The sequence below is a fragment of the Sphingopyxis sp. H115 genome, from assembly GCF_001468465.1.
GTDB lineage: Bacteria > Pseudomonadota > Alphaproteobacteria > Sphingomonadales > Sphingomonadaceae > Sphingopyxis.
Map to the genome: position 1 here is coordinate 25158 of NZ_LNSA01000026.1, position 25617 is coordinate 50774.

General features: G+C 65.4%; 28 protein-coding genes. 13 read left to right on the top strand and 15 right to left on the bottom strand.

The window, feature by feature from the left end; all coding sequences use genetic code 11:
• Positions 1–4: 4 nt before the first annotated feature.
• The 10 genes from tldD to ATE71_RS16465 all read left to right on the top strand — a co-directional run bounded on the left by tldD (position 5) and on the right by ATE71_RS16465 (position 10153).
• Positions 5–1447: a metalloprotease TldD gene (gene tldD / locus ATE71_RS16420; RefSeq protein ID WP_058804392.1), complete on the top strand. Its 1443-nt coding sequence runs from the start codon at positions 5–7 to the stop codon at positions 1445–1447.
• A gap of 215 nt (positions 1448–1662) precedes the next feature.
• The gene (locus ATE71_RS16425) at positions 1663–2895 is read left to right on the top strand and encodes a hypothetical protein (protein WP_058804393.1); all 1233 of its coding nucleotides are present in this window, start codon (positions 1663–1665) and stop codon (positions 2893–2895) included.
• A gap of 81 nt (positions 2896–2976) precedes the next feature.
• Entirely contained in the window at positions 2977–3378 is a 402-nt protein-coding gene (locus ATE71_RS16430) for a hypothetical protein (RefSeq protein WP_058804394.1), read from the top strand.
• A 91-nt stretch (positions 3379–3469) separates the two neighbouring features.
• Positions 3470–4048: a DUF924 family protein gene (locus ATE71_RS16435; RefSeq protein ID WP_058804395.1), complete on the top strand. Its 579-nt coding sequence runs from the start codon at positions 3470–3472 to the stop codon at positions 4046–4048.
• A gap of 28 nt (positions 4049–4076) precedes the next feature.
• Positions 4077–4643 (top strand): pyridoxamine 5'-phosphate oxidase family protein, encoded by a 567-nt coding sequence (locus ATE71_RS16440; RefSeq protein WP_058804396.1) that lies wholly within the window; start codon positions 4077–4079, stop codon positions 4641–4643.
• Positions 4643–4873 carry a DUF2007 domain-containing protein gene (locus tag ATE71_RS16445; protein WP_058804397.1) on the top strand — a complete coding sequence of 77 codons (231 nt, stop codon included), beginning with the start codon at positions 4643–4645 and terminating at the stop codon, positions 4871–4873. Before ATE71_RS16440 ends, ATE71_RS16445 begins: the two co-directional genes overlap by 1 nt.
• Positions 4874–4891: 18 nt before the next feature.
• Positions 4892–5590 carry an endonuclease/exonuclease/phosphatase family protein gene (locus ATE71_RS16450; protein ID WP_058804398.1) on the top strand — a complete coding sequence of 233 codons (699 nt, stop codon included), beginning with the start codon at positions 4892–4894 and terminating at the stop codon, positions 5588–5590.
• Positions 5591–5760: 170 nt separating this feature from the next.
• Entirely contained in the window at positions 5761–6099 is a 339-nt protein-coding gene (locus tag ATE71_RS16455; protein WP_054590471.1) for a P-II family nitrogen regulator, read from the top strand.
• A gap of 18 nt (positions 6100–6117) precedes the next feature.
• Positions 6118–7482, top strand: a complete 1365-nt coding sequence (locus tag ATE71_RS16460) for an ammonium transporter (RefSeq protein ID WP_058804436.1) — start codon at positions 6118–6120, stop codon at positions 7480–7482.
• Between the two features lie 313 nt (positions 7483–7795).
• Entirely contained in the window at positions 7796–10153 is a 2358-nt protein-coding gene (locus ATE71_RS16465) for a TonB-dependent receptor (protein WP_058804399.1), read from the top strand.
• 233 nt (positions 10154–10386) lie between these two features.
• Here ATE71_RS16465 and ATE71_RS16470 read toward each other — a convergent pair whose 3' ends face one another.
• Both ATE71_RS16470 and ATE71_RS16475 read right to left on the bottom strand, forming a co-directional pair.
• Complete coding sequence (locus ATE71_RS16470; protein WP_058804400.1) at positions 10387–10848, bottom strand: hypothetical protein; 462 nt, start codon at positions 10846–10848, stop codon at positions 10387–10389.
• A gap of 14 nt (positions 10849–10862) precedes the next feature.
• Positions 10863–11237, bottom strand: a complete 375-nt coding sequence (locus ATE71_RS16475) for a VOC family protein (RefSeq protein ID WP_058804401.1) — start codon at positions 11235–11237, stop codon at positions 10863–10865.
• Between the two features lie 96 nt (positions 11238–11333).
• On the opposite strand from ATE71_RS16475, the gene ATE71_RS16480 reads away from it, so the two are divergent.
• The gene (locus tag ATE71_RS16480; RefSeq protein ID WP_058804402.1) at positions 11334–11879 is read left to right on the top strand and encodes a winged helix-turn-helix transcriptional regulator; all 546 of its coding nucleotides are present in this window, start codon (positions 11334–11336) and stop codon (positions 11877–11879) included.
• Positions 11880–11903: 24 nt separating this feature from the next.
• Here ATE71_RS16480 and ATE71_RS16485 read toward each other — a convergent pair whose 3' ends face one another.
• The 7 genes from ATE71_RS16485 to ATE71_RS16515 form a co-directional block, all read right to left on the bottom strand.
• Complete coding sequence (locus tag ATE71_RS16485) at positions 11904–13490, bottom strand: GMC family oxidoreductase (RefSeq protein WP_058804403.1); 1587 nt, start codon at positions 13488–13490, stop codon at positions 11904–11906.
• Between the two features lie 94 nt (positions 13491–13584).
• On the bottom strand, positions 13585–13890 hold the full coding sequence (locus ATE71_RS16490) for a hypothetical protein (RefSeq protein WP_058804404.1): 306 nt from the start codon (positions 13888–13890) through the stop codon (positions 13585–13587).
• A complete protein-coding gene (locus ATE71_RS16495) occupies positions 13887–14801 on the bottom strand; it encodes a sterol desaturase family protein (RefSeq protein ID WP_082665264.1) in 915 nt (304 codons plus the stop codon). Before ATE71_RS16495 ends, ATE71_RS16490 begins: the two co-directional genes overlap by 4 nt.
• A complete protein-coding gene (locus ATE71_RS16500; protein WP_058804406.1) occupies positions 14794–15198 on the bottom strand; it encodes a hypothetical protein in 405 nt (134 codons plus the stop codon). Before ATE71_RS16500 ends, ATE71_RS16495 begins: the two co-directional genes overlap by 8 nt.
• Entirely contained in the window at positions 15195–15629 is a 435-nt protein-coding gene (locus ATE71_RS16505; RefSeq protein ID WP_058804407.1) for a TIGR01244 family sulfur transferase, read from the bottom strand. Before ATE71_RS16505 ends, ATE71_RS16500 begins: the two co-directional genes overlap by 4 nt.
• Before the next feature lie 126 nt (positions 15630–15755).
• Positions 15756–15992 (bottom strand): hypothetical protein, encoded by a 237-nt coding sequence (locus ATE71_RS16510; RefSeq protein WP_058804408.1) that lies wholly within the window; start codon positions 15990–15992, stop codon positions 15756–15758.
• Positions 15992–17044 (bottom strand): Leu/Phe/Val dehydrogenase, encoded by a 1053-nt coding sequence (locus ATE71_RS16515; protein WP_058804409.1) that lies wholly within the window; start codon positions 17042–17044, stop codon positions 15992–15994. Before ATE71_RS16515 ends, ATE71_RS16510 begins: the two co-directional genes overlap by 1 nt.
• A 125-nt stretch (positions 17045–17169) precedes the next feature.
• Here ATE71_RS16515 and ATE71_RS16520 point away from each other — a divergent pair, with 125 nt between their 5' ends.
• Complete coding sequence (locus tag ATE71_RS16520) at positions 17170–17634, top strand: Lrp/AsnC family transcriptional regulator (RefSeq protein WP_058804410.1); 465 nt, start codon at positions 17170–17172, stop codon at positions 17632–17634.
• Between the two features lie 23 nt (positions 17635–17657).
• Here ATE71_RS16520 and trmB read toward each other — a convergent pair whose 3' ends face one another.
• From trmB to ATE71_RS16540, 4 genes are all read right to left on the bottom strand, one after another.
• Positions 17658–18371, bottom strand: a complete 714-nt coding sequence (gene trmB / locus ATE71_RS16525; RefSeq protein ID WP_058804411.1) for a tRNA (guanine(46)-N(7))-methyltransferase TrmB — start codon at positions 18369–18371, stop codon at positions 17658–17660.
• Between the two features lie 84 nt (positions 18372–18455).
• On the bottom strand, positions 18456–19676 hold the full coding sequence (gene metK, locus ATE71_RS16530; RefSeq protein ID WP_058804412.1) for a methionine adenosyltransferase: 1221 nt from the start codon (positions 19674–19676) through the stop codon (positions 18456–18458).
• A 66-nt stretch (positions 19677–19742) separates the two neighbouring features.
• Entirely contained in the window at positions 19743–21506 is a 1764-nt protein-coding gene (gene lnt / locus ATE71_RS16535; RefSeq protein WP_058804413.1) for an apolipoprotein N-acyltransferase, read from the bottom strand.
• Between the two features lie 259 nt (positions 21507–21765).
• On the bottom strand, positions 21766–22317 hold the full coding sequence (locus tag ATE71_RS16540; protein ID WP_058804414.1) for a hypothetical protein: 552 nt from the start codon (positions 22315–22317) through the stop codon (positions 21766–21768).
• A 192-nt stretch (positions 22318–22509) separates the two neighbouring features.
• Between ATE71_RS16540 and ATE71_RS16545 the strand changes: the two genes are divergently transcribed.
• Positions 22510–23646, top strand: a complete 1137-nt coding sequence (locus tag ATE71_RS16545) for a beta-ketoacyl-ACP synthase III (protein WP_058804415.1) — start codon at positions 22510–22512, stop codon at positions 23644–23646.
• Between the two features lie 45 nt (positions 23647–23691).
• On the opposite strand, the gene ATE71_RS16550 is transcribed toward ATE71_RS16545, so the two are convergent.
• Together ATE71_RS16550 and hisF are read right to left on the bottom strand one after the other, a co-directional pair.
• Positions 23692–24780 carry a calcium:proton antiporter gene (locus tag ATE71_RS16550; protein WP_058804416.1) on the bottom strand — a complete coding sequence of 363 codons (1089 nt, stop codon included), beginning with the start codon at positions 24778–24780 and terminating at the stop codon, positions 23692–23694.
• 51 nt (positions 24781–24831) lie between these two features.
• Positions 24832–25596, bottom strand: coding sequence for an imidazole glycerol phosphate synthase subunit HisF (hisF, locus tag ATE71_RS16555; RefSeq protein ID WP_058804417.1), 765 nt, complete (start codon positions 25594–25596; stop codon positions 24832–24834).
• Positions 25597–25617: the final 21 nt, after the last annotated feature.

Sequence of the window (25617 nt, forward strand, 5' to 3'; positions counted from 1 at the left end):
CTCCATGACAAGCCCGACCGATCCCCGCCGCTTTCTCTACCGGGCCGACGCGCTCGACCCCGATCTGGCGCAGAAGCTCGCACGCGAAGCGCTCTCCAAGGCCGACGACGGGGAGCTTTACCTGCAATATCGCGCGACCGAGAGCTTCGGCTTCGATGACGGGCGCCTCAAGACCGCCGACTATTCGACTGACGCCGGTTTCGGCCTGCGCGCCGTGTCGGGGGAGATGACCGGCTTTGCCCATGCCAGCGACATCAGCGCGGGGGCGATTCGCCGCGCCGCCGAGACGCTTGCACTGCTCGATCCCGCCAAACAGGCGCCCGCCGGCCCGCCGCCGCGCACCAACCGCCACCTTTACGACGAGGCGAATCCGCTCGACCTCATCCCCTTCGCGAAGAAGGTCGCGCTCTGTCAGGAAATCGACGCCGCCGCGCGCGCGCGCGATCCGCGCGTCGTGCAGGTCTCGGTCGCTCTCGCGGGCAGCTGGTCGGTGGTCGAGATCGTCCGCGCCGACGGCTTCCTCGCGACCGACATCCGCCCGCTCGTCCGCCTCAACGTCTCGATCGTGGTCGAGGAGAATGGGCGCCGCGAATCGGGCTATTTCGGGCTCGGCGGCCGCTATATGTACGACCATCTGTTCGAACCCGCACAGTGGAACCGCGCGGTCGACGAAGCGCTGGCGCAGGCCCTCGTCAACCTGCGCGCGGTCGACGCGCCCGCGGGCGAGTTCACCGTGCTGCTCGGCCCCGGCTGGCCCGGAGTGCTGCTCCACGAAGCCGTCGGTCACGGGCTCGAGGGCGATTTCAACCGCAAGGGCACCAGCGCCTTCTCGGGCCGGATCGGCGAGCGCGTCGCGGCGCCCGGCGTTACCGTGGTCGACGATGGCGCGATGGACAGCCCGGTCGGCGGCGGCCGCCGCGGCTCGCTCAGCATCGACGACGAAGGCACCCCGACGGGCGAGACCGTGCTGATCGAGGACGGCATCCTCAAGGGCTATATGCAGGACCGGCTCAACGCGCGGCTGATGGGGGTCGAACCCACCGGCAACGGTCGCCGCGAGAGTTTTGCGCACGCGCCGATGCCGCGGATGACCAACACCTTCATGCGCGGCGGCAACGACGACCCCGCCGAGCTTCTCTCGCGCGTCAAGACCGGCATTTTCGCCAAGAGCTTCGGCGGCGGACAGGTCGATATCGTGTCGGGCAAGTTCGTCTTTTCCTGCACCGAGGCGTACAAAATCGAGAATGGCAAGCTGGGCGATTCGATCAAGGGCGCGACCCTGATCGGCGACGGTCCGAGCGTGCTGACCAAGGTCGCCGGCATCGGCAACGACATGGCGATCGACGAAGGTATCGGCATCTGCGGTAAGGCGGGGCAAAGCGTGCCCGCGGGCGTCGGCCAGCCGACCTTGCTGGTGAGCGGGCTGACGGTGGGCGGGACGGCCTAAGGCCGACACCCCTTCATCATGCCGGACTTGATCCGGCATCCAAACAGCGGCGGCGTCATGGACCCCGGATCAAGTCCGGGGTGACGAAAATATGGCTTTACTTCCCTGTGATCGCCCTCACTTGGCGTTCGCCCGATCCACGCATATAGAGGCGCAAACAAGAACAGATTTCGGTCGCATCATCCGCGGGGGCACTCCGCAACAGGGAGGTTTGCATGCGTTCGAGTCTGCGTTTCGTTTCCGTCGCCGCCATCGCCGCGATGCTCGCCGCCGTTCCGGGCTCGGCGCAAAAAACCACCGGGCCCAAGGAACGCTATGAAATGGACGTCGCGACCGCGTCGGGTTTTGCCGCGATGACCGCGGGCGGGCGCAAGCCCGGCGTCGGCGGGATGATGGGGATGATGTTCGGCGGCGGCCCCGACAACCAGGTCGCGCGCACGATCGAACTGCGCCTCGGCGCGAACCAGCCGCCGACGAAGCCACCCGTGCGCGCCGATCATTTTTTCCAGCCGCAGGCGAAGCTCGGCGCGTCGCTGCCGCTGTGGGGCCCCGAGCCAGGAAAGCCCGCCCCGCACGACGATGGCAACGAAATGCCCGACAATTTCGAGCGCCCGAAGGGCCGCCTGCTGCTCTATTGGGGCTGCGGCGCCAAGGCCGGACCGGGGCAGCCCGTCGTGATCGATTTCGCGAAGGTCGCGGCGGGGCAGGTTCCGCCGAACCTCTTCACCTCGACCGTCCCGCGCATCCGCGAGGTGATGGCGTCGAACAGCGCCTCCTACGCCGGATGGCCGAATAGCAAATCGTCGAAGGCGGTGCCGAAGGACAGCTCGCTCATCGGCGCGCACCGCATCGCCGGCAATGTCGGACCCGAGATCAATTTCACGCTGGCGCAGGATTATATGCCCGCGCTGAACGCATCGACCGCGATGCAGGGCGACGGGTCGGTGATGATTCGCTGGAACGCGCTACAGCCAGCGACCGGCTATGTTGCCTGGGCCTTCGGCGGGATGGACCGCGGCGGCGGGAATAGCGACATGATATGGTGGACAAGCAGCGCGTCGCAGCAGTTCGGCGGCGGCCTCTGGGACTGGCTGCCACCCGCGACGGTCGGCCGGCTCGTCACGCAAAAGATCGTCATGCCGCCCGCGCAGACGAGCTGCCAGATTCCGGCGGAGGTCAAGAAAGCGTCGGGCGAGATGATGTTCGGCAACCTCAACGCCTTCGGTCCCGAGGCGAGTTTCGCTTATCCGCCCAAGCCCGCGGGCAATGCGGTGTGGAACATCGACTGGACCGCGAAGGTCCGTTTCCGCTCGCACACCATGCTGATGATCGGCGCCGATTTCGGCGGCATGGGGATGCCGAACGACGGCACCCCCGCCGAACCCGCGAAAAAGAAGAAGAAGTGCAAGGGACCGCTGGGCATTCCGCTCCCCGACGGAGCGTGCTGAAACCGCAATAGTCAGCCCCCGTTCACGCGCGATGGCCTAGAAGGGCGCCGGGTAGGGTATGATGAAGACAGGAGTCGAACCATGCGTCACCTAATCCCGGCGCTCATTGCCGCCGCAGCCGTAGCAGCCGCCCCCGCCGCCACCGCGCGCGAGAAGCTCGCGCCCGAAGCCGAGCTTGCCAAACTGCTCGAAGGCCGCGTCGCGGGCGAGCCGCAGCATTGCATCCCGCTCGCCACCGCACGCAGCTCGCAGATCATCGACAAGACCGCGATCGTCTACAAGGTCGGAAGCACCTATTGGGTCAACCGGCCCAAGGCCGGCGCCGAATCGCTCGACGACGACGACATCCTCGTGCTCAAGACGTCGGGCAGCCAGCTGTGCAGCATCGACACGCTCGAACTGCACGACCGAGCCAGCCGGATGTACAGCGGCTTCGTGTCGCTCGGCGAATTCGTGCCCTACCGCAAGGCGAAGGGCGAGTAAGAGCCATCCGTTCCCGCATTGCGAGGAGCCGAAGGGACCCGGCAATCCAGAGCTTGCATAAATCGCTCTGGATTGCTTCGCTTCGCTCGCAATGACAAATGACTTGGACACACCGCCCGCCTCGCCGCCCGCCGACTGGGCCAAGCAACTGCTCGCCTTCTGGTTCGACGACCATGACAGGGACGACTGGTACGGCGGCGGGCCGGACTTCGACGCCGATGTCCGCGATCTGGCCGAAGAATGGCACCAGGCGCTTCGCTCGCAACCCGCCGAGACCTTCCTGACCGATCCCGACACCGCACTCGCGGCGACGATCCTGTTCGACCAGGTGCCGCGCAACATTTACCGCGGCCATGCGGACGCCTTTGCGACCGACAGCCTCGCACGCGCGATCGCGCAGGGCATCGTCGCACGCGGCTGGCACGAAAGCTGGCCCGACGAGCGCCGCCAGTTCGCCTGCCTGCCCTTCCAGCACAGCGAGGACATCGGCGACCAGCGCGAATCGCTGCGCCTGTTCGCAGCGTTCGATGACCCGATGTTCCAGGATTATGCCAAGAAACATTTCGACATCGTCGACCGCTTCGGCCGCTTCCCCCACCGCAACGACGCGCTCGGCCGCGCGACCCGGCCCGACGAGGAAACCGCGATAGAAGAGGGCAAGAATTGGTGATAGGCACGTCGCGATACGGAGAGCAGCCATGGCCGAATTCACCGATACGCTGACCGACAAGCATATCGCCTTCATCGAAAGGCAGCCGGTCTATTTCACCGCGACCGCTGCCGACGGCGCGCGCATCAACCTGTCGCCCAAGGGCTATGCCGACAGCTTCCGCGTCCTGTCGGATACGCAGGTCGCCTATCTCGACCTCGGCGGGTCGGGGAACGAAACCCACGCGCATCTCGCCGCCGACGGGCGGATCACGATCATGTTCTGCGCTTTCGACCGTAGCGCGCTGATCCTGCGCATCTATGGCCGCGGGCGGCCGGTGCTGCCGCAGGACGGAGAATGGGACGCGCTCGCGGCCAACTTCACGCTGCTTCCCGGCACACGCCAGATCTTCGTGATCGATGTCGAAAGCGTGCAGACGAGCTGCGGCTGGGGCGTGCCGATGATGGAATTGCAGACCGAACGCGAGACGCTGCAGAAATATCACCGTCAGGCCGATCCCGTGCTGTGGGTCGAAAAATTCCAGGAACGCACGAAGAGCATCGACGGACTGCCGACGCGACCGACCGACCGCTTCATTGCGGGCGAACCCGTCTGATGCCATTGGTCGAGCTTGTCAGGCTTCCCAACGGCGCCGAAGCCGAATTGCTGCGCGGCCGGCTCGAAAGTGCCGGCGTCCACGCCGTTTGCTTCGACGCGGGCATGAATATTGCCGAAAGCGTCGGGCTGCTCATCCCGGTGCGCATCATGGTGCTCGACGAGGATCTGGACGAGGCGCAGGCGCTGATGGCCGAATTCGAGGGCCGCGGGAACGGAAACGCGGCCTGAGCGCTTGAAAAGCACATCATGATCAAGGTCGCCAGTTACAATATGCGCAAGGGCATCGGGCTCGACCGCCGCCGCGATCCCGGCCGGGTGCTGTCGGTGCTCGGCGAACTCGACGCCGACATCGTCGCGTTGCAGGAAGCCGACCGGCGTTTCGGCACGCGCGCGAGCGCGATCCCGCCGCACATGTTCGAAGAGCATAGCGATTACGTCCCCGTCGACCTCTTGAGCGGCCGCCCCTATGCGATCGGCTGGCACGGCAACGCGCTGCTCGTCCGCAAGGGCGCCGAGGTCGAGGAGAGCCACGCGCTCCATCTGCCGACGCTCGAACCGAGGGGCGCCGTCGCGGCGACGGTACGCATCGGCGACACGCGACTCCGCGTCGTGGGCATGCACCTCGATATTTCAGGGCTCCGCCGCCGCCAGCAGGCGCGCGCGATCCTGAACCATGTCGCCGAGGGCGAAGTGCTGCCGACCATCCTGATGGGCGACTGCAACGAATGGCGCGCGAACGGCGGTTGCCTTGCCGATTTCGGCGCGCAGCACCGCCCAGTCGATACCGGCCACAGCTTTCACAGCCGCCGCCCCGTCGCCCGGCTCGACCGCATCTTCGCTACCCCCGATCTCGAAGCGGTCGAGGCGGGCGTGCACCGCAGCGCGCTTGCAGCGCGCGCATCCGACCATCTGCCAGTCTGGGCTAGGTTCAGGGCAACAAAATAGCAATCTTTGCCTAAAATTTAGGCACGGCACTGCCTGCGTTGCCCATCGCACGACCGATCAGGCGCGTTGCAAGGGCCAAAACCGTCACAAAATGTTAACTTTCAGGCGCCCCGCGCAATCTGGCACGCCCGTTGCAGTGCAACATGGTGCCATTAGCAAAAGGGGGCGTCATGAAGCTGATCCTGGCCATCATCAAACCATTCAAGCTCGACGAGGTGCGCGAAGCGCTCACCGGATTGGGCATCGCCGGCATGACCGTGACCGAGGTCAAGGGCTTCGGCCGGCAAAAGGGGCAGACCGAAATCTACCGCGGCGCCGAATATGCCACCAACATGGTGCCCAAGGTGAAGATCGAACTCGTCTGCGACGACGCGCTTGCATCGAGGGTCGTTGAAACGCTGCAGCAAAGCGCCGGCACCGGTTCGATCGGCGACGGCAAGATTTTCGTCCTCGACGTCGGTCAGGCCGTGCGCATCCGCACCGGCGAGACCGGCGAGGCGGCTCTCTAAATGACGAAGGGGGAAATTATGACGTTCGCAAACAAATTTGCGGCGGGCGCCGGGGCCGTGGGCCTTTCGCTGTTCGCCGCCCTGCCCGCCTGGGCGCAGGAAGCGGCGCCCGCCGTGGCGGAAGCCGCCGCGCCGACGCCCGACAAGGGTGACACCGCCTGGATGATGATCTCGACCGTGCTCGTCATGGCGATGATCGTTCCCGGCCTCGCGCTCTTTTACGGCGGGCTAGTCCGCACCAAGAATATGGCGTCGGTCCTGACGCAGATCCTGGCGGTCGCAGCGCTGGCGATGATCATGTGGGTGATGTTCGGCTACAGCCTCGCCTTTGGCGGCGATGCCAACCGGTTCGTCTCGGCGGGCAAGTGGTTCCTGGAAGGCGTCACCGCCGATTCGACCGTCGCGACCTTCACCGACGGCGTCGTCATCCCCGAATTCGTCTTCATCGCCTTCCAGATGACCTTCTCGGCGATCACCGTCGCGCTGGTACTCGGCGGGCTTGTCGAGCGGATGAAATTCTCGGCGGTGATGGTCTTCGCGATCGTCTGGCTGACCATCGTCTATTACCCGATCGCGCATATGGTCTGGTATCTCGGCGGTGACGATGCCTCGACCGGCCTGATCTTCGGCTGGGGCGCGCTCGACTTCGCGGGCGGCACCGTCGTCCACATCAACGCGGGTGTCGCGGCGCTCGTCGGCGGCTTCATCATCGGCAAGCGCAGCGGCTATCAGAAGGACATCATGGCGCCGCACTCGCTGACCATGACGCTGATCGGCACCGGCCTCCTCTGGGTGGGCTGGTTCGGCTTCAACGCCGGCTCGGCGCTCGAAGCCAATGGCTCGGCCGGCCTCGCGCTGATCAACACCTTCACCGCGACCGCCGCCGGCGTCCTCTTCTGGATGCTCACCGAACGCGCGCTCGGCCACAAGGGCTCGCTGCTCGGCGCCTGCTCGGGTGCGATCGCCGGCCTCGTCGCTGTCACCCCGGCGGCGGGCAATTCGGGTCCGTTCGGTGCGATCCTTCTCGGCGCGGTCGCCGGCATCGTCTGCTGCTGGTTCGTGATGAAGATGAAGCCCAAGCTCGGCTTCGACGACTCGCTCGACGTCTTCGGCATCCACGGCCTGGGCGGCATCATCGGCTCGGTCGGCACCGCGGTGACGATGCTCGCCGCGCTCGGTGGCCCGGCGGGCGACGATTATGTCCTCGGCACGCAGCTCTGGATCCAGATCAAGTCGGTCCTCGTCGCGATCCTCTGGTCCGGTATCGGGTCGGCCATCGCCTTCTATATCGCGAAGCTGGTTACCGGCGGCCGCGTCTCGGAAGAGGTCGAACGCGAGGGCCTCGACCTCGGCGAACATGGCGAACGCGCCTACAACTACTGACAACGAGACAGGATACCCGCCGCCGCACGCTCTCTCTCCTTTCAAACGGCGGCGGCGGGATCCTCACCAGGTTCCTCCTGCGAACCACTGGCCGGGGTTTCACCCCGGCCTTTTTTTGAACTGTGGCCCGGACGGCCACGGTTCGGGGGCTCGCTTCGGCTTTTTTGCCCGCGATACCCACTGTGGCTGGGGTGCAACATGTCGCAGCAATTTTGTTGCGCAAGATTCACCCCCCATTGCGAATTGATGACAGGAGGCGCACTCCTCGCGCCGGACCAACGAAAAGATTGGCCACATCAGGAGGAGGATTATCATGCATTCACGTGCATCCATGCTCGCGGGCTTGTCGCTGCTCGCGCTGACGATCGGCGTTCCCGCAGCCGCGCAGGACGCCGAGGACGAAGGCAATATCATCATCGTCACCGCGACGAAGCGCGACGCCAATCTTCAGGACATTCCATTCTCGATCAACGCCCAGACCGCCGAGGATATCCAGAAATCGGGCGCCGTGACGCTCGAGGATCTGTCGCGCAACGTCGCGGGCCTTTCGGTCCAGAATCTCGGCCCCGGACAGAGCCAGGTGTCGGTGCGCGGCGTGTCGGCGGGCCAGGTCGTGCGCGACCAGCCGGGGGTCAAGGAACAGGTCGGCGTCTATCTCGACGAAAGCGTGATTTCGCTCTCGCTCTTCACCCCCGACATCGACCTTTACGACCTCAACCGCGTCGAGACGCTGCGCGGCCCGCAAGGCACGCTCTTCGGTTCGGGCTCGGTCGGCGGCACGATCCGCTACATCACCAACCAGCCGAAGATCGGCGTGATGGAGGGCAGCGTCGAGGCGAATCTGAACCTTGTCGACGGCGACGACCTCGGCGGCCACCTCAAGGGCGCGATCAACATTCCGATGGGCGACAATGCGGCGCTCCGCGCGGTCGGCTATTACACGCGCTACGGCGGCTTCATCAACGCGATCGGCCCGGCGGGGAAAGAGGATATCAACAGCGGCGAACGCTATGGCGGACGTCTTGCACTGACCTTCGAGCCCACCGACAATCTCTCGATCACCCCGCGCATCGTCTATCAGAAGGTCAAGGCTGACGGCTTCAACCGGCAGGATGTCTACAACCTCTATGCCAATGAATTCACGACCACACGGCCGCAGGTGACGTTCGACGAGCGCGAGCAATATCTGCTGCTGCGCGAAGGCTTCGACGACGAAACGCTGATCGCCGACCTCAACATCAACGTCGGTCTCGGCGGCGCCAAGCTGACCTCGGTGACGAGCTATATCAACCGCGACATCCTCGTCAGCCGCGACGCGAGCGCGCTGTCGGGTTCGGTGTCGGTCGACCTCGGCTTCCCCGATGCGGGCGTGCTGTTGCCGTCGAACCTCGTGGATACCACCGACCTCGAAACCTGGACGCAGGAAGTCCGGCTGGCGTCGGACAATGACAGCCCCTTCCAGTGGGTCGTCGGCGGCTTTTATTCGAAGGTCGATCGCGTCTATACCCAGACGTTGCCGACGCCAGGTTATGATGCGGTAACCGACGCGACGCTGGGCGAGGGAACCTCCGCCAGTGTGCGCAACGGCTTCGGCCCCGATTCGCCCTACAACGCGTTCCTGCCCTACGACATCAAGCAGTTCGCGATCTTCGGCGAGGTCAGCTACGATATCAGCGACGCCTTCACCGCGACCGCGGGCGGGCGCTATTACGACTTCAAAGAGACGCGCAGCTTCGTCTCGGGCGGCCTGTTCGCCAACGGCGACAACCGCACCGACAGCACCAAGTCGAGCGGCTTCACCCCGCGCTTCCTGTTGTCCTACGACGTCAGCGACGACGTCACGGTCAATGCGCAGGCGTCGAAAGGCTTCCGCCTCGGCGGGGTCAACGATCCGCTCAACCTGCCGCTCTGCTCGGACGAAGACGAGGCACTGTTCGGCGGATTCCAGGATTATGACGACGAAACGCTGTGGAATTACGAACTGGGCGTGAAGTCGCAGGGACGCGGCTTCACCTTCAACGCCGCGGGCTTCTATAACGACATCAAGAATCTGCAGGTGACGCTCGATGCTGGCACCTGTTCGTCGCGCGTCGTCTTCAACGTTCCCAAGGCGCATTCGATGGGGGTCGAATTCGAACTGGGCCTGCAACCGGTCGATGGGCTCGACCTCAGCCTGTCGGGCAGCCTGATCGAAGCCGAATTCGATTCGACGCTGCCCGGCGTCCTTGCTGCAACGACGGGCATTCGCGAAGGCAATCGCCTGCCGTCGGTGCCGAAGTTCCAGCTTTCGGCAGCGGGCAGCTACGAATGGCCGATCGGCGACGCCGCCAGCATGTATGTGTCGGCATCGTTCCAGCATGTCGGCACGCGCTATACGCAACCGGCGGACCAGGAAAATAATCCGCGGACCTTCGTCCACGGCCTGCCGTTCGGCGGCGCCCCCGCCGACGCCGCGACGACGATCGACCTGCAACTACCCGATTACCAGCTGGTCAATCTCAGCGCCGGGGTCGATTTCGACAATGGCCTGTCGCTGATCGCCTATGTCAACAATCTCTTCGACGAAAATGCGCTGCTGTCGTTCGACCGCGAACGCGGCGGGCGGGCGCGGCTCGGCTATACCGTCGGCCAGCCGCGGACCTTCGGCATAACCGCGCGCAAGACCTTCTAGGTCTATAGGTCAGGGACCGGTCGAGGCGTCGACCGGTCCCATTTACCGCATGCTGCGATGCACAAAAATCAGGCAGCGCTGCCGCAAATTTAGGCCTTTTCAACATGACATTAATGTGGCATTCATTGCGTCAACAGTTTCAGGAGGGGAGAGCCTGAAAGGCTGGGCCGGGACGAAAGTCCCGGCCCTCTTTTTTTGTGCGCAGCATGCGCACACTCCAAAACCCTTGGATTTCAGCCTTTGTTGCGGCGATAGTGCAGCACGGCAAAGACGCGCCAGCTGCCATCGTCCTGCAGCACCGAATCGCTGACGATCAACCTGTCGGGCGTTTCCAGCCGATAGGTCGACCGGCCGATTTCGACGTCGGCGCTGCCCCAGTTTGCAGTCCATTCGCGCGGCCCGATGCGACCCGAAACCGGGCGTGTACGGCCATGGCTGTCGGTCCAGTTTCCGCATACGCGGCTCTTGCCGTCGACGCGGCAAATCCCCTCCGCCGCATAGGCCGCAACCGGCGCGCCGGCGATCGACAACCGATAGACGAGCTGCGTCGCGCCGGCGTCGGGCGCCTCGCCTATGTCGAGCGTCGCCGTTGCGGGCTCGCCAAAGGCCTCGCCCTCGCCAATCCAGTTGCCATGCCACGCGGCAAGCGGCGGAGACTCGGTGGGCGCAGCCGGCACGACGAGTGCCGCCGCCACCCACCAGAGCGATGTTATGCCGCCATCTCGGACTGCGAGAACATGAAGGCGTTGCCGTCGGGATCGTAGAAGGTGATCAGCTTCACCAGCCCCGGGATATGCTGGATGTCGCCGTCCTGCCGCACCCCTTCGGCATCGAGATGCGCTTTCGCCGCATCGATGTCTGCGACCTCGAACACATTGGTCGCCCCGCCCCCCTGCACCACCGCCTCGACCTGGCTCAGCCCGATATTCACCCCCGCCATCGGGGTCTTGAGTTCGCACCAGCCGATGTCGTCGGCGCGGTAGAGCAGTTCGCACTGCATCACCCGCTCATACCAAGCGATCGATGCGGTCATGTCCTTCACCCCCATCGAACAGGTGAGTTCGGATCCGATCTGAAGCGCCATGCCATTCCTCCCGTCTGGTGCAGCGGCCGGCCAAGGCAGGAATCACCCAGCTCAAGTCGCTTGCCTCTATAGTCCGGTTTATATATTTAGTTGCAAATGCAGTCAATCACGCCCGACCTCCTGCTCGTCCAGCTCGGCAGCCATCGCTGGCTGATCCCGCTGCTCGCCGATCTGGCGGCGCATAAGGGCGCCCGGTTCGTCGAGCTGGTCCACCGGCTCGGCCTCTCGCGCGACAGCCTGGTGCGTACACTCGAAGCCGCACAGACGGTCGGCTGGGTGCGGCGCAATCCCGGCCACGGGCACCCGCTCCGTCCCGAATATATCCTCACCGAAAAGGGACAGGCGGCGGCGGCACGCGCGGCGACGATCGCCGAGGCGCAGGATGCGATCGGCCTGCCTCCGGGTGCCGCCACGCGATGGGGCCTGCCGCTCGTTGCCGGAATCCATGCGGGGCACGACCGTTTCAACGCGCTCTCGCGGCTGCTCGCGCCCGCGACACCGCGCGCGCTGTCACAGGGGCTGACCGCGCTCGGGCGGCATGGGCTGGTCACGCGCGAAATCCTCGACCAGCGGCCGCCGGCGAGCCGCTACGGCCTGACGAAAAGCGGCGCGCTGCTCGCCGTTGCCGCCTGCGCTGCATGATTCCCGGCGAAAGCCGGGGCCCGTTCAGTTCAACGCCGCCCTTACGAAATCGGCCGCGCGTTCGCCGATCATGATGCTCGGCGCGTTGGTGTTGCCGCTGACCAGCCGCGGCATCACGCTCGCATCGGCCACCCACAGCCCGTCGACGCCGTTCAGCTTCAGCGCCGGATCGACCACCGCATCGGCGTCACTGCCCATGCGGCACGTCCCGACCGGGTGATAGACGGTGTCGGCGCGGCTGCGGATCAGCGCATCGAGCGCAGCGTCGTCATCCAGGTCGACCGGATGGCGATCGACCCCCGCATAGTCGGACAGCGGCGGCGCCGCGGCGATCCGGTGCATCATCCGCACCCCCGCACGCAGGGTCGCGATATCGCGATCGTCGGTCAGGAAACCCGGATCGATCGCGGGCGCCGCAGCCGCGTCCCCCGATGCCAGCCGCACCGTGCCGCGGCTCTCGGGCCGGAGCACACAGGCGTGGCACGAAAACCCGTGCCCCTTCACCTTGGTGCGCCCATGATCCTCGAGCATCGCGGGCACGAAATGATATTGAATGTCGGGCGCCGGCAGGTCAGGGCGCGATTTCCAGAAACCACCCGCCTCGGCGAAACAGGTGGTCATGATCCCCGTGCGCTGCCGGCGATGCTCGAAGATCGCCTTCACCATCCGCCACGTCCCGCCCGCACTGTCGCCGAACGGATCGGCCGAGCGCGTTTCCCAGCTTGACACATAATCGATATGGTCCTGCAAATCGGCGCCGACGCCCGCACGATCGGCGACGACATCGATGCCCTTGTCGCGCAAGTGCGCGGCCGGCCCGATGCCCGACAGCATTAGGATTTGCGGGCTGCCGAACGCGCCCGCCGACAGCACCACGCCGCCGCGCGCATGCAGCGTCTCGCGCTTCGATCCGCGGCGGATCACCACGCCGGCCGCGCGGCCGTCCGCAACGACGATCTTCTCGACCAGTGCCCCCGTGCGCACCGCGAAATTGCCGTGCTCGCGCAGCGGCTCGACATAGGCGCGCGCCGCCGACCAGCGTTCGCCGGCTTTCTGCGTCACCTGATAGAGGCCGAATCCTTCCTGGCTCGCACCGTTGAAATCGGGCGTGCGCGGCAGTTGCAGCGCCGCGGCGCTTTCGACGAAGCGCCGGCTCGTCACATTGGGCCAGCGCTGGTCCATGACGTTCAGCGGCCCGTCGGCGCCATGATATTCGTCGGCGCCCCGCTCGTTACCCTCGCTGCGCTTGAAGTAAGGCAGCACGTCGGCATAGCTCCAGCCGGTGGCGCCGAGCGCCGCCCACTGGTCGTAATCGAAGGCGTGCCCCCGGATATAGACCATCGCGTTGATCGCGCTCGACCCGCCGAGCCCGCGCCCGCGCGGCTGGTATCCGGTGCGCCCGTTCAGCCCCTTTTGCGGCACCGTCTCATATTTATAGTTCGACGCGTTGCGAATGAACGGCATGAAGCCCGGCGTCTTGATCAGCATATTGTCGTTGCGGCCGCCCGCCTCGATCAAGCAGACGCTGCGCTTGCCGTCCTCGGCCAACCGTCCCGCCGCCGCGCTCCCCGCGCTGCCCCCGCCGATGACGATGATGTCGAACTGATCCATGCGACTCTCCCTCGCGCCGCCTCATGGCGGTCGCCCCGGGTGCTTACATGAATGTCATTAGGAAGCGAAGCAAGGGGACATCGGTACCCGCCGATCAGATGCAATCGCCCATCAAGCAGGCGCTCAGCATCAGAATCAGCCGCGACGCGATCAGCGTGGCGAGCAAAATCAGCAAAGCACCCGCCGCCGCCAACCGGCCGTCGCGCTGACGCCAAGCAAAGAATGTGGCTACCGGATAGATCATAAGCGCAGCGACGAGCAGAACCGTATTGAAGGCCGCTGGCGCCACATCGGTGTAAAAGAGGGTCAGCACCAGCAAGGGGACCGCCCCCGCGCCGAAGGCCGCGGCATCCCAATGCCGCCAGCGCGCGACACCCCGCGCCTCGCCTCCTTCGCTCACTCCGCCGCTTCCTCGGCCGACCGTCCCGCCGCCCAGCGCTCCTTGATCATCGTGCTCGTCGCGCGGCTGCCGTCGTGGCTCCAGCCGGGTTCGCGCCACATGTAGCTGAGCTTGTGCTTCCACGGCGCGTGCCACACATCCTTCGCGATCCCGACCCATTCATGCACCGCGGCCCACAATATGTTGAAGCTGCCGAGCTGCTTTACGATGCCATAGCGCACCGGCTCGTCGTCGCGTTCGGGGACGAAGCTGCCGAACATCTTGTCCCAGATGATGAAGACCCCGGCATAATTGGCATCGAGATAGCGCGGGTTCACGCCATGATGGACACGGTGGTGCGACGGCGTGTTCATCACCGCCTCGAACCATTTGGGCAGTCTTTTGATCGCCTCGGTATGAATCCAGAACTGGTAGATAAGGTTGAGCCCCGCGCAGAAGAATACCATCGCGGGCGGAAAGCCGATCAGGAACAAAGGCAGGCGGAACAGGAAGGTCAGGCTGAAAAAGCCCGTCCATGTCTGCCGCAGCGCGGTCGACAGATTATAATGCTGAGAGCTGTGGTGGATGACATGGCTCGCCCAGAACCAGCGCACGCGATGCGCGCTGCGGTGAAAGGCGTAATAGGCGAGGTCGTCGAGGAAAAAGCAGAGGATCCACGCCCACCACCATTCGGCAAATTCGATGCCGATATCGAACAGGCGATATTGATAGACCCACACCGCCATGCCGACGACCGTGGCGCCGACGAGCGCACCCGCGACCTGGCTCACCGTGCCGAGCATCAGCGAGGTCAGCGTATCGCGCGCCTCGTACCGGCTCTTGTCCGCGCGCAGCGAAAAGACCATCTCGGCGATCAGCAGCAGGATGAAGGCCGGGACCGCATAAATGACGGGATCGGGAAGCTCAGGCACGCACGATCTCCCGCATGCGCGATGCCCACATCCCCGCATCCTTCCCCAGTTGCAACGTCACCGCGCCGAATGTTCGCTCCGGCATCGTCAATGTCAGGAAATCCTTGTCGAGCCGTCCGATCACGCTGGCATCGATCGGGCGCGCGGCAAAGAAATTGCCATGCGCCCGCAGGAGCATCATCCGTCCCTCGGCATTTCGCACGATCGCCGCAAATCCCGCGCGGTCGCGCCCGACCTCGATCGCGCGAAAGCCCGCCTCGGCCTCTTCGGCAAGGCGGATGGCATGCGCCTCGTCCTCGATGCGCGGATCGGCGCCGAGCCCGATCCGGCCGACCAGCCAGGCAACGAACAGCACCGCGACGAGCGACGCGCCCGTCTGGACGATCAGCGCCGTCATTTTTCCCCCGCGAGCGCGTCCAGCATCGGCCGCAGGCCCGTCAGGTCATAACCCGCCTTTGCGGCCGCATCGACGATACCGCCGACATCGTCGCCGGCGCGCGCCCGCGCCAGGGCCCAAAGGTGCGTCGAGCGTGTCCCCGACCGGCAATAGGCGAGGATGGGGCCCGTCGCATCGTGGAGCAGTTTGTCGAGCGCGTCGATCTGCGCATGGCTGAACCCCGCATGGCCGATCGGGATCGCTGCATAGGCAAGCCCCTCGGCCGCCGCGGCGTGTGCAATATCGTCGCCCTGCGGCGCCGATGGCTCCTCGCCGTCGGGGCGATTGTTGACCAGCATCGCAAAACCCGCCGCCCTCGCCTCGGCCACATCCTCGATGCTGATTTGCGGGGCGACGCTGAAGTCGGCGGACAGGGGACGAAAATCGCTCATGCCAGCGATCTACTCCCGCCGCGCATTGGCTGACAAGCGTGAAGGTGCGTGCGCGATCGAAGGACGGCGGCTTTGGGGTGGGAGGCGGACGGTGCGGCCTCCAGCTTCGTCATCCCGGCAGGGGGCTTACGCTGCCATCTCGTGCAGTTCGGCGACGATCACCGTCACCGCTTCGTGCAGCTTTGCCGCGATTGTCGCGGCCTGCGCCGCGCCGAGGCCATCGACCGTCACCTCGATCCGCATCAGCCCGCGCTCGACCCGCATCTGCATCGCTGCGGGCATGATCGCCCGCTGTGCGAAGAACCCGGCGACGCGCGGCAGCGAATGCGGGTCGGGCGTCGCGTCGATCCGGAACCGGTGCATCAGGCGGCGACCCGTTCGGCGCCGGCGATCACCGCTTCCGCCATTTCGTCGGCGACGATCGCGGGCGATCGGGCTTCGCGCGCCGCGCGTTCGAGCAATGCCCCGACCCGCGGGGCGATCGCCGCCACCCGCGCTTCGACCTCCGCCTCGGTTTCGCCCAGATATTCCGCCGATACATTGATGATCCCGCCCGCATTGACGACATAGTCGGGCGCATAGGCAATGCCGCGCTCGAGCAGCAGCGCCGCGACATCGGGCGCCGCGAGCTGGTTGTTTGCAGCGCCGCAGACCAGCTTTGCCTTCAGCTTGCCGACCGTTTCATGGGTCAGCGCACCGCCGAGCGCACAGGGCGCGAAAATGTCTGCGTCGACCCCGGCGATGGCATCGGTGTCGACAACCTCGGCGCCGAGGATCGCGCGCAGCCGGTCGCGGCGCGCGGGGTCGGGATCGGCGATTACCAGATGCGCCCCGGCATCGGCGAGACGGCGGCAGAGGTCGGCGCCGACATTTCCCGTGCCCTGTACCGCGACGGTCAGCCCCTCGAGGTCGCGGCCGAGCGCGAAGTCCGCGGCGACGCGCATCGATTCGAACACGCCTTTTGCAGTCCAGGGCGACGGATCGCCCCCGGCGCGGCCTTCGGCGGACGGCAATCCGGCGACATGGCGCGAGACGCTGGCGACCTCCTGCATGTCGGCGACCGTTGTCCCGACATCCTCGGCGGTGACATAGAGCCCGCCGAGATTTTCGACCGCGCGGCCAAAGGCGCGGAACAGCGCGACGCGGTCATATTCGCCCTCGGGACGCCGCAGCACCGCCTTGGCCCCGCCGAGCGGCAGTCCGGCGAGCGCATTCTTGTAGCTCATGCCTTCGGCGAGCCGCATGGCATCGCCGAGCGCGTGGCGCATGTCGGGATAGGACCACAGCCGACAGCCGCCGGCGCCCGGCCCGAGCGTCGTCGAGTGGATCGCGATGAAGCCGTCGAGCCCGGATTCGAGATCATATAGGCGCACGCATTCGAGCGGCGGGGCCAGGCGGGCAAGACGAACGACCATGAGACACTCCTTCGAACAAGGAATGCATGATCGCATCGAAGCGCAGGACGATCTTGCCTTGAATCGCGGGGCAAGGCGATATTTTGAGGATTATCTATCCCCATTATTCACGATATAGGGAACAGATGACCGACCTGGACCCATTCGAGATAAAAATCCTCCGCGAATTGCAGCGCGACGCGAATCAGACGACGGCCGAGGTCGCCGAACGGGTGGGCCTGTCGGTGTCGCCGTGCTGGCGGCGGATCGACCGGCTTGAACGCGACGGCTTCATCCGCAAGCGCGTCGCGATCGTCGACCGGCGCAAGGTCGGGCTCAACGCGCATGTGTTCGCGCAGGTCAAGCTTAACGCCCATGGCCGCGCCAATCTTGACGAGTTCAGCGCGGCGATCCGCGGCTTTCCCGAAGTGCTCGACGCCTATGTACTGATGGGCACGACCGACTTCATGCTACGGATCGTTGCCAGGGACATCGACGCTTATGAAAGCTTCTTCTTCGACCAGCTAAGCAAATTGCCGGGAGTGCAGGAAATCAATTCGACCGTCGCGCTATCCGAAATCAAGGCGACGACCGAACTGCCGCTGGGATAGGGGCCGGGGTTCCCGCCGCGGCGCTATTTGCGGCGATAGCGGAAATACCACACCTCGTGTCCCTGCGCGCGCGCCTTGGCTTCGTAGCGCGTTTCCGGCCAGCCGCCGGGACGGATCTGGAAGTCGCGCGCATCCTTCGCCAGCCATTCGAACTGGTTGCGGTGGCGGCGCATCACCATCAGCGCATGCCGGAGGTAGACCGGATGGTCGGTGCCGAATCGGAACTCACCGCCGGGCTTCAGCTTCGCCGCGATCAGGTCGAGCGGCCCATCGTTCATCATCCGCCGCTTCGCGTGGCGCGCCTTGGGCCAGGGGTCGGGGTGGAGCAGATAGGCGAAGGAGAGCGCGCCGTCGGGAATCCGCCGCAGCACCTCCAGCGCATCGCCATGGTGGATGCGGACATTGCCCAGCGGCAACTTCGCGCCATGATCGCCCGCGACATGGACCAGTGCCTGGGCAACGCCGTTGATGAACGGCTCAGCGCCGATAAAGCCATGATCGGGCAGCATGTCGGCGCGTCCCGCCATATGCTCGCCGCCGCCAAAACCGATCTCGAAATGGAGCGGACATGCCTGCCCGAACAGACGCTCCGCCGAAACTTCGCCAACTTCCGGCACCGCGATCTGCGGCAGCAGCGTGTCGACCAGATCCTGCTGGCCGGCGCGCAGGGGCTTGCCCTTCGAGCGGCCGTAGAGGCGGTTGAGGGTCGTCGGGTCGCCGGGTTTGTGCGCAGTCATGGCGCGCCCGTTAGCGTGCCGGGGCGGGGGCGGCAAGCGCCCGCGCTCTCCGTGGGCGGGGGCGGCAAGCACCCCCGGCTCGCCTCAGGCGGCGAGTGCCGCCTTCAGCTTGTCGACCAGGTCGGTGCGTTCCCAGGGGAAAGCGTCGCCTTCGGCGGTGCGGCCGAAATGGCCGTAGGCCGCGGTCTGCTTGTAGATCGGCTTGTTGAGGCCGAGGTGGGTGCGGATGCCCTTCGGCGTCAGGCGCACGAGCTGCGGGATCGCGGCTTCGATGCGGCTTTCCTCGACGGTGCCGGTGCCGTGCAGGTCGACATAGATCGACAGCGGCTCGGCCACGCCGATCGCATAGGAGAGCTGGATCGTGCAGCGGCGCGCGAGCCCCGCAGCGACGATATTCTTGGCGAGATAGCGCGTGATATAGGCCGCCGAACGGTCGACCTTGGTCGGGTCCTTGCCGCTGAACGCGCCGCCGCCGTGCGGGCTGGCGCCGCCATAGGTGTCGACGATGATCTTGCGGCCGGTCAGGCCGGCGTCGCCGTCGGGGCCGCCGATTTCGAAACGCCCCGTGGGGTTGATGTGATAGACAGTGTTCGCGGTCAGCAGCTCGGCGGGCAGCACATCGGCGATCACGCCGAGCACATATTTGCGCAGCTCGGTATATTTTGCCTCGTCGCCTTCGCCCTTGTGAAAGAAGTAACCCGGCGCATGCTGGGTCGACACGACGATCGCGGTCGCCTCGACCGGGCGCTCGTTGGCATAGCGCAGCGTGACCTGGCTCTTGGCGTCGGGCTCCAGGAAGGGCGCGGTGCCCGCCTTGCGGTCGGCGGCCATGCGCTCGAGGATCTTGTGGCTGTAATCGAGCGTCGCGGGCATTAGGTCGGGGGTTTCGTCCGACGCATAGCCGAACATGATGCCCTGGTCGCCGGCGCCTTCGTCCTTGTCGCCGCTTTCGTCGACGCCCTGCGCGATATGCGCCGACTGGCCGTGCAGATTATTCTCGAAGCGGAAGGTCTTCCAGTGGAAACCGTCCTGTTCGTAACCGATCTCGCGCACGGTGTTGCGGACGGTGGTCTCGATTTCCTCGAGCGCACCCGGTGCCCATTCGTCATTCTCGAACACGCCCTTGCAGCGGATTTCGCCCGCCAGCACGACGAGTTGCGTCGTGGTCAGCGTTTCGCACGCGACGCGCGCTTCGGAATCCTTCGACAGGAACAGGTCGACGATCGAGTCGCTGATCTGGTCCGACACCTTGTCGGGATGTCCTTCGGACACGCTTTCGGAGGTGAAGAGGAAGCTGTTGCGCATGGAGAGCCTTCTTGGATCGGGTAAGAGGGGAGTCGAATATAAAGGAAGCTTTATGTGAGGGTGCTGTTAGCGCCCGCGCCGGCGAAAGGCAATGGCCAGCGCGAGCAGCAGCAGGCCGAATGCGACCGGCAGCATGTTGCCAAAGCGCGCAAAGGGCGTCGGTGCATGGGCGCGCGGGACCGTCGTATCGATGCGCCCGGCGGCATGCATCGGCAGCGATTCGAGTATGCGGCCGTTGGCGTCGATCACCGCGCTGATCCCCGTCGGTGTGGCGCGGACGACCGGCAAACCCTCTTCGATCGCGCGAAGGCGGGCCTGCGCCAGATGCTGCGGCGGGCCCCATGCGCCGAACCAGGCGTCGTTCGACGGATTGAAGATGAAATCGGGTCGGTGCGCGCGGTCGACGACCTGGCCCGAAAAGATGATCTCGTAGCAGATCTGCAGCCCGATTTTTATCGCTGGGCGCAATGTTTCGATGGAAGGAGGAGGCATGACGGAGGGAGGCGCGTGCCTTAGCCGGTGCCGAACTGTTTCGGGATAATAGCTGCGTGTTACGGCTGGCAACGACAGCGTGCGCGGCCCCGGTCCCGGCCAGAAATCGATATCGCCGGGGGCAAGCCGCGACAGGCCGATCGCCGACAGGATCGGCCGCATCGGCAGATATTCGCCATAGGGGACGAGGTGCGACTTGTCGTAACGCGGGCCGAGCGTGCCGTCGGCATGGATGGTCATCACCGCATTGCGCGCGCCGACGACCTCGCCCGTACGGTCGAGTTCGAGCTTGAGCGCGCCGAGCAGCATGACATCACCGGAATTCATCAGGCTCGTGATCCGGCCGCGCGCCTCGGCGGGCGAGCGGTCGTAATAGACGGACGGATATCCGGTCTCGAGATAGTCGGGCACCGCCGCTTCGGGCCACAGGATCAGGCGCGGCGTGTCGTCTTGCGGTGCGGTCAGCCGCGCGAGTTTGGCGAAATTGGCATCGGCCTTGCTGCCCTCCCACTTGTCCTGCTGCCCGACATTGGGCTGGACGACGGTGATGGGGACGGATTTGCGCGCCGCTTGTGCCGCATCGTCACCGGGTGAGCCGGTCAGAATGCCGACCTGGGCCATATAGAAAAAGGGGACGGAAAGAATAAAAATGGCCGCGAGCCCCCCGCCAAGAATGACGGTCGGAAAGGTGCCTTCCCGCAAGGATGAGCCCAGCGCCTGCCACCATGCCGGCACCCATCTTATAGCTTGCACCAGAATGAAGCTCGCGATCAACATGACGACCGCCGACATTCCATAAGAACCGACAAACCGGGCGGGCGACAGGAGAATCATATTCGGCGTCAAAATGGCGCTCAAGGGATTCCAGGCGAAACCGGTGAACACCCAGCTGCGCAGCCATTCGGTGAGCGTCCACAGCGCAGCGAAGGCAAGAATGGAGGAGAGCGAGATGGCGGTGCCGGTGCCGCCGCGGAACCGCGCGACCATCCAAGTCCCCCACGCCGCGAGCGCTGGATAGACCGCAAGATAGAGCGCCAGCAGCAGCACCGCGATCCACCCGAGCCACGCTGGCATCGCCGCCTGATAGGTGAAGGCGGTGGCGATCCAGTTCAGACCGATGGTGAAATGCCCGACCCCAAAGGCCCAGCCAACGCTGAAGGCGTGTCGCCCCTTGGCACTGCGCGTGACAAGCGTCATCCAGCCCGCCAGCGCGAGCAGGGTCAACGGCCACAAGCCCAGCGGCGCGAAACCCGTCGCCGAAACGGCACCTAGCAGCAGGGCGAAAAGCTTGGGCCTGCGGTCGGCGAAAGCAGCGATGCGGAGAAGGGGCGCGGTCACGTGCGCTGCCTTAGCTCGCCCCGCGCGCGCTCACAATGGCGCTTGGCTCCCGGCGGCTTTCATCCGATTGCAGCCCACCGATGCGCAAGGACGAAGGCGAACGCCGCCTTCGCAACCAGTGCCGGCGGAGCGGGGATTGGCGTCCAAGGACAGCTAGCGACCGATTGCCGACATTCTCTTCGTCGTCATCCCGGACTTCATCCGGGATGACGAAGCTGGGAGGTGCACCGTCCGCTTTCCACCCCAATGCCGCCGTTGTTCAATTCGCGGGCTTGGTCTCGTCGATCTTGTCGACCCATTCAGGATAGAAGCTCGGCTCGCGCGCCGACCAGCCAGGGGCGGTGGCGGCGGCTTCGCTGATCGACTGGAGCAAGACCTTGCGCTTGTCGGGATGCAGGTGCGGCAGCGAGGCCGCGGCGCAAAAGGCGCCGGGCAGCCACGGCCGCGCATGCGCGCCAAGCAGCCGTTCGTAAAGGAAGCGATAGGAGGCAAAACCGGGCAGGCGATCCTGTCCCAGGTCGAAAGCCGACACCGCGATGAGCGGGGCCATGAAACCTTCGAGCGCGTCGAGCCCGCTGTCGTCGGGGATATGATCGCGAATCTCTTCGAGCCGCTGGTAAACGCGCGCCTGAACGCGGATCGCGGTTTCCTCAACCATGTCGCGCGACCAGCGCGCGATCGCGTCGTCGCGTTCGAGCCCGATGTCGAGCGAACGGCGGATGTAGCGCTGGGTGGCTGCGGGAAAGCCCGCAAACTCCTTGATTTCGGAAAGGGACAGGTCGCCTGCGGCCGGTCCTGAACGCGTCGCCATGGTCATGCTCCCGCACGGCGCCCGGGGAGCCATCCCCCCGGAGGCCTGCATCTGACAGTCTGCCACCAAATTGGTTAGTGACAGGTTAACCATGATGTCGGGACGCGTTCAGCTAATCACGGGGCGTTGCGCGATGCCGCGACGGGGCCTAATCAGCGTGTCTTGAAACCATAAGACACACGCAGGTCCATCATGTCCAACGCACCGCAACCGGTCATTTCGGCAACCGGCCTTTTCACCCCCGCCGAAGCGATCTCCAACGAAGAACTTGTCGCCAGTTTTAACGCCTATGTTGCACTGCACAATAGGGAAAATGCGGCCGCGATCGCGGCGGGCGAAGCGCCCGAACTGACGGAATCGAGTGTCGAATTCATCGAGAAGGCGAGCGGGATCGGGTCACGTTTCGTCGTCGACAAGGCGGGCATTCTCGATCCGCATCACATGGCGCCGCGCATTGCCGAGCGCAGTAACGACGAAATCTCGATCCTCGCCGAAATCGGCGTTGCGGCGGCGAAAGACGCGCTGGCACGCGCCGGGCGCGACGCAGAGGACGTCGATGCGGTGCTGTGCGCCGCGTCGAACATGCAGCGCCCCTATCCGGCGATGGCGGTCGAAATCCAGGACGCGCTCGGCATCGACGGCTTCGGCTTCGACATGAATGTCGCCTGCTCGTCGGCGACCTTCGGCATCCAGACCGCCGCCGACTATATCCGCGCGGGGCATGCAAAGAGCGTACTCGTCGTAAACCCCGAGATCTGTTCGGGGCATTTGAACTGGCGCGACCGCGACAGTCATTTCATCTTCGGCGACGTCGCGACCGCAATCCTTGTCGAGGCCAAGGACATCGCGCCCAAGGGCCATTGGGATATCCTCGGCACCAAGCTGAAAACGCAGTTCAGCAACAACATCCGCAACAATTTCGGTTTCCTCAACCGCGGCCACGGCGGCATCGACCAGTCGGGACCGAAGAGCGACAAGCTGTTCGTTCAGGAAGGCCGCAAGGTATTCAAGGAAGTCGTGCCGTGGGTCGCGAACCTGATCGTCGAGCAGATGGACGTGCTGAAGCTCCAAGGCAGCGATATGCGCCGCCTGTGGCTGCATCAGGCGAACACCAACATGAACCGGCTGATCGCGCAGCGCGTGCTCGGCCACGAGGCCAGCGACGACGAAAGTCCAACGGTGCTCGACACCTATGGCAATACGTCGAGCGCGGGATCGATCATCGCCTTTCACCTGAACCATGAGGATATGGCGGCAGGCGATACCGGGCTGATCTGTTCGTTCGGTGCGGGTTATAGCGCGGGGACGGTGTTCGTTCGCAAGACTTGATGTTCGAGGCCGGTGCCGCCTCCTTTCAGCAAAGCTGAAACCGAATTATGGCACGAAGGTCGTGAAAAGGTATATCGCGAACAACATCAGGTGAATCACCCCCTGCAGCACCGTGGTGCGGCCGTTCGCCAGCGTCTGCACCGACACGATCAGCGACAGGAACAGCAGCACGGTCGACTTGGCATCGAGCCCGAGACCGATCGGCATGTTGGCGGCGATCGAGAGGATCGCGACCGCCGGAATCGTGAGCCCGATGGTCGCGAGCGCCGAGCCCAGGGCGAGGTTGAGGCTGGTCTGGAGGCGGTCGGCCTTCGCTGCGCGCACCGCCGCGAGTCCTTCCGGCGCGAGGATCAGCGCCGCGATCAGCACGCCGAGCACCGCTGGCGGCGCGCCCCAGTCGGCAAGCAGCGCGCCCATCACCGGCGAAAGATTTTTGGCGAGCAGCACGACCGCGACGAGGCTGGCGAGGAGCAGCGCGCCCGAAATGGCAGTGCGCTGCACGCTCGGCGGCGGGGCGTGCGCGTCGGGCACCCCATCACCGTCGGCATCGCCGTCGGGAAGGAAATAATCGCGGTGGCGCACTGTCTGGACGAGCGCGAAGGTCGCGTAGAGGATCAGCGACACCACGGCGACGAAACCGAGCTGGGTTGCCGAATAGAAGGGGCCCGGCACGCTCGAGGTAAAATTGGGCAGCACCAGCGTGACGACCGTCAGCACGGTCAGCGTCGCAAGCGCGGCGCCCATGCCGGTGCGCTGGAAACGCTGTTCGTGATGGCGGATCGCCCCGCTCAAAAGGCAGAGCCCCATCAAGAGATTGAGGATCACCATGACCGCCGCGAACACCGTATCGCGCGCGAGCGTCTGGGCCTTTTCGGGTTCGGCCTGCATCAGCGTAAGGATCAGCCCGACCTCGATCACCGTCACCGCGAGCGCGAGGATCAGCGTGCCGAAGGGTTCGCCGACGCGGTGCGCGATCACCTCGGCATGATGGACCGCGGCGACGACCGCACCGCAGAGGATGAAGGCAACGAACCAGGGGTTTAGCGGCATCGCAAGGCTCGCCATTGCCGCAACAAAGCCGAGGATCGGGAAGATGTCGTTGGTGCGATCGGCGAGGCGGAGCTTTGCGGTCATCGGGCTTCTATTGCAGCCGCTTTCGCGCCTGAATACCCCTTGGGACACAATTTAATGCGCGCGAACGGGCAATCCCGCGGCCGCCAGCCGCGCGTGCGCGTCGGCGATCGTCGCTTCGCCAAAGTGGAAGATGCTCGCAGCGAGGACAGCGCTGGCGCCGCCTTCGACCACGCCGGCGACCAGATGGTCGAGATGGCCGACGCCGCCCGATGCGATCACGGGCACGCTGACCGCGTCGGCGATGGCGCGGGTAAGCGCGAGGTCGTAGCCGTCCTTGGTGCCGTCGCGGTCCATGCTGGTGACGAGCAATTCGCCCGCGCCAAGAGTGGCGAGGCTCACGGCGTGGTCGAGCGCGTCGATGCCCGTGGGGTTGCGACCGCCATGAGTAAAGATTTCCCACCGGCCGTCCCCGACCCGCCGCGCGTCGATGCTGCCGACCGCGCATTGGCTGCCGAAGCGGTCGGCGATGTCGGCGACGAGTTCGGGGCGCGCGACGGCGGCGCTGTTGACCGCGACCTTGTCGGCGCCCGCGAGCAATAGCGCGCGCGCATCGTCGGCGCTGCGCACCCCGCCGCCGACGGTGAGCGGCATGAAGCACACCTCGGCGGTGCGCGCGACCATGTCGAGCAGGGTGCCGCGACCCTGGTGGCTCGCGCTGATGTCGAGGAAGCAAAGTTCGTCGGCGCCCGCGGCGTCATAGGCGCGTGCGGCCTCGACCGGATCGCCCGCGTCGCGCAGGTCGACGAAATTGACGCCTTTCACGACGCGCCCGTCGGCGACATCGAGGCAGGGGATGACGCGGACGCGGACGGTCACAATACCAACCTTTCAACCCCG

What these genes read in the sequence shown, in the direction of transcription:
- ATE71_RS16510 (WP_058804408.1), bottom strand. Translation starts at nt 15,992, where the DNA reads ATGCACCGGTTCCGGATCGACGCGACGCCCGACCCGCATTCGCTGCCG.
- ATE71_RS16425 (WP_058804393.1), top strand. Translation starts at nt 1,663, where the DNA reads ATGCGTTCGAGTCTGCGTTTCGTTTCCGTCGCCGCCATCGCCGCGATG.
- ATE71_RS16465 (WP_058804399.1), top strand. Translation starts at nt 7,796, where the DNA reads ATGCATTCACGTGCATCCATGCTCGCGGGCTTGTCGCTGCTCGCGCTG.
- ATE71_RS16435 (WP_058804395.1), top strand. Translation starts at nt 3,470, where the DNA reads ATGACAAATGACTTGGACACACCGCCCGCCTCGCCGCCCGCCGACTGG.
- ATE71_RS16485 (WP_058804403.1), bottom strand. Translation starts at nt 13,490, where the DNA reads ATGGATCAGTTCGACATCATCGTCATCGGCGGGGGCAGCGCGGGGAGC.
- ATE71_RS16455 (WP_054590471.1), top strand. Translation starts at nt 5,761, where the DNA reads ATGAAGCTGATCCTGGCCATCATCAAACCATTCAAGCTCGACGAGGTG.
- ATE71_RS16450 (WP_058804398.1), top strand. Translation starts at nt 4,892, where the DNA reads ATGATCAAGGTCGCCAGTTACAATATGCGCAAGGGCATCGGGCTCGAC.
- trmB (WP_058804411.1), bottom strand. Translation starts at nt 18,371, where the DNA reads ATGACTGCGCACAAACCCGGCGACCCGACGACCCTCAACCGCCTCTAC.
- ATE71_RS16515 (WP_058804409.1), bottom strand. Translation starts at nt 17,044, where the DNA reads ATGGTCGTTCGTCTTGCCCGCCTGGCCCCGCCGCTCGAATGCGTGCGC.
- ATE71_RS16505 (WP_058804407.1), bottom strand. Translation starts at nt 15,629, where the DNA reads ATGAGCGATTTTCGTCCCCTGTCCGCCGACTTCAGCGTCGCCCCGCAA.
- ATE71_RS16475 (WP_058804401.1), bottom strand. Translation starts at nt 11,237, where the DNA reads ATGGCGCTTCAGATCGGATCCGAACTCACCTGTTCGATGGGGGTGAAG.
- tldD (WP_058804392.1), top strand. Translation starts at nt 5, where the DNA reads ATGACAAGCCCGACCGATCCCCGCCGCTTTCTCTACCGGGCCGACGCG.
- ATE71_RS16460 (WP_058804436.1), top strand. Translation starts at nt 6,118, where the DNA reads ATGACGTTCGCAAACAAATTTGCGGCGGGCGCCGGGGCCGTGGGCCTT.
- ATE71_RS16540 (WP_058804414.1), bottom strand. Translation starts at nt 22,317, where the DNA reads ATGGCGACGCGTTCAGGACCGGCCGCAGGCGACCTGTCCCTTTCCGAA.
- metK (WP_058804412.1), bottom strand. Translation starts at nt 19,676, where the DNA reads ATGCGCAACAGCTTCCTCTTCACCTCCGAAAGCGTGTCCGAAGGACAT.
- ATE71_RS16500 (WP_058804406.1), bottom strand. Translation starts at nt 15,198, where the DNA reads ATGACGGCGCTGATCGTCCAGACGGGCGCGTCGCTCGTCGCGGTGCTG.
- ATE71_RS16545 (WP_058804415.1), top strand. Translation starts at nt 22,510, where the DNA reads ATGTCCAACGCACCGCAACCGGTCATTTCGGCAACCGGCCTTTTCACC.
- ATE71_RS16430 (WP_058804394.1), top strand. Translation starts at nt 2,977, where the DNA reads ATGCGTCACCTAATCCCGGCGCTCATTGCCGCCGCAGCCGTAGCAGCC.
- ATE71_RS16440 (WP_058804396.1), top strand. Translation starts at nt 4,077, where the DNA reads ATGGCCGAATTCACCGATACGCTGACCGACAAGCATATCGCCTTCATC.
- ATE71_RS16445 (WP_058804397.1), top strand. Translation starts at nt 4,643, where the DNA reads ATGCCATTGGTCGAGCTTGTCAGGCTTCCCAACGGCGCCGAAGCCGAA.
- ATE71_RS16550 (WP_058804416.1), bottom strand. Translation starts at nt 24,780, where the DNA reads ATGACCGCAAAGCTCCGCCTCGCCGATCGCACCAACGACATCTTCCCG.
- ATE71_RS16520 (WP_058804410.1), top strand. Translation starts at nt 17,170, where the DNA reads ATGACCGACCTGGACCCATTCGAGATAAAAATCCTCCGCGAATTGCAG.
- ATE71_RS16480 (WP_058804402.1), top strand. Translation starts at nt 11,334, where the DNA reads ATGCAGTCAATCACGCCCGACCTCCTGCTCGTCCAGCTCGGCAGCCAT.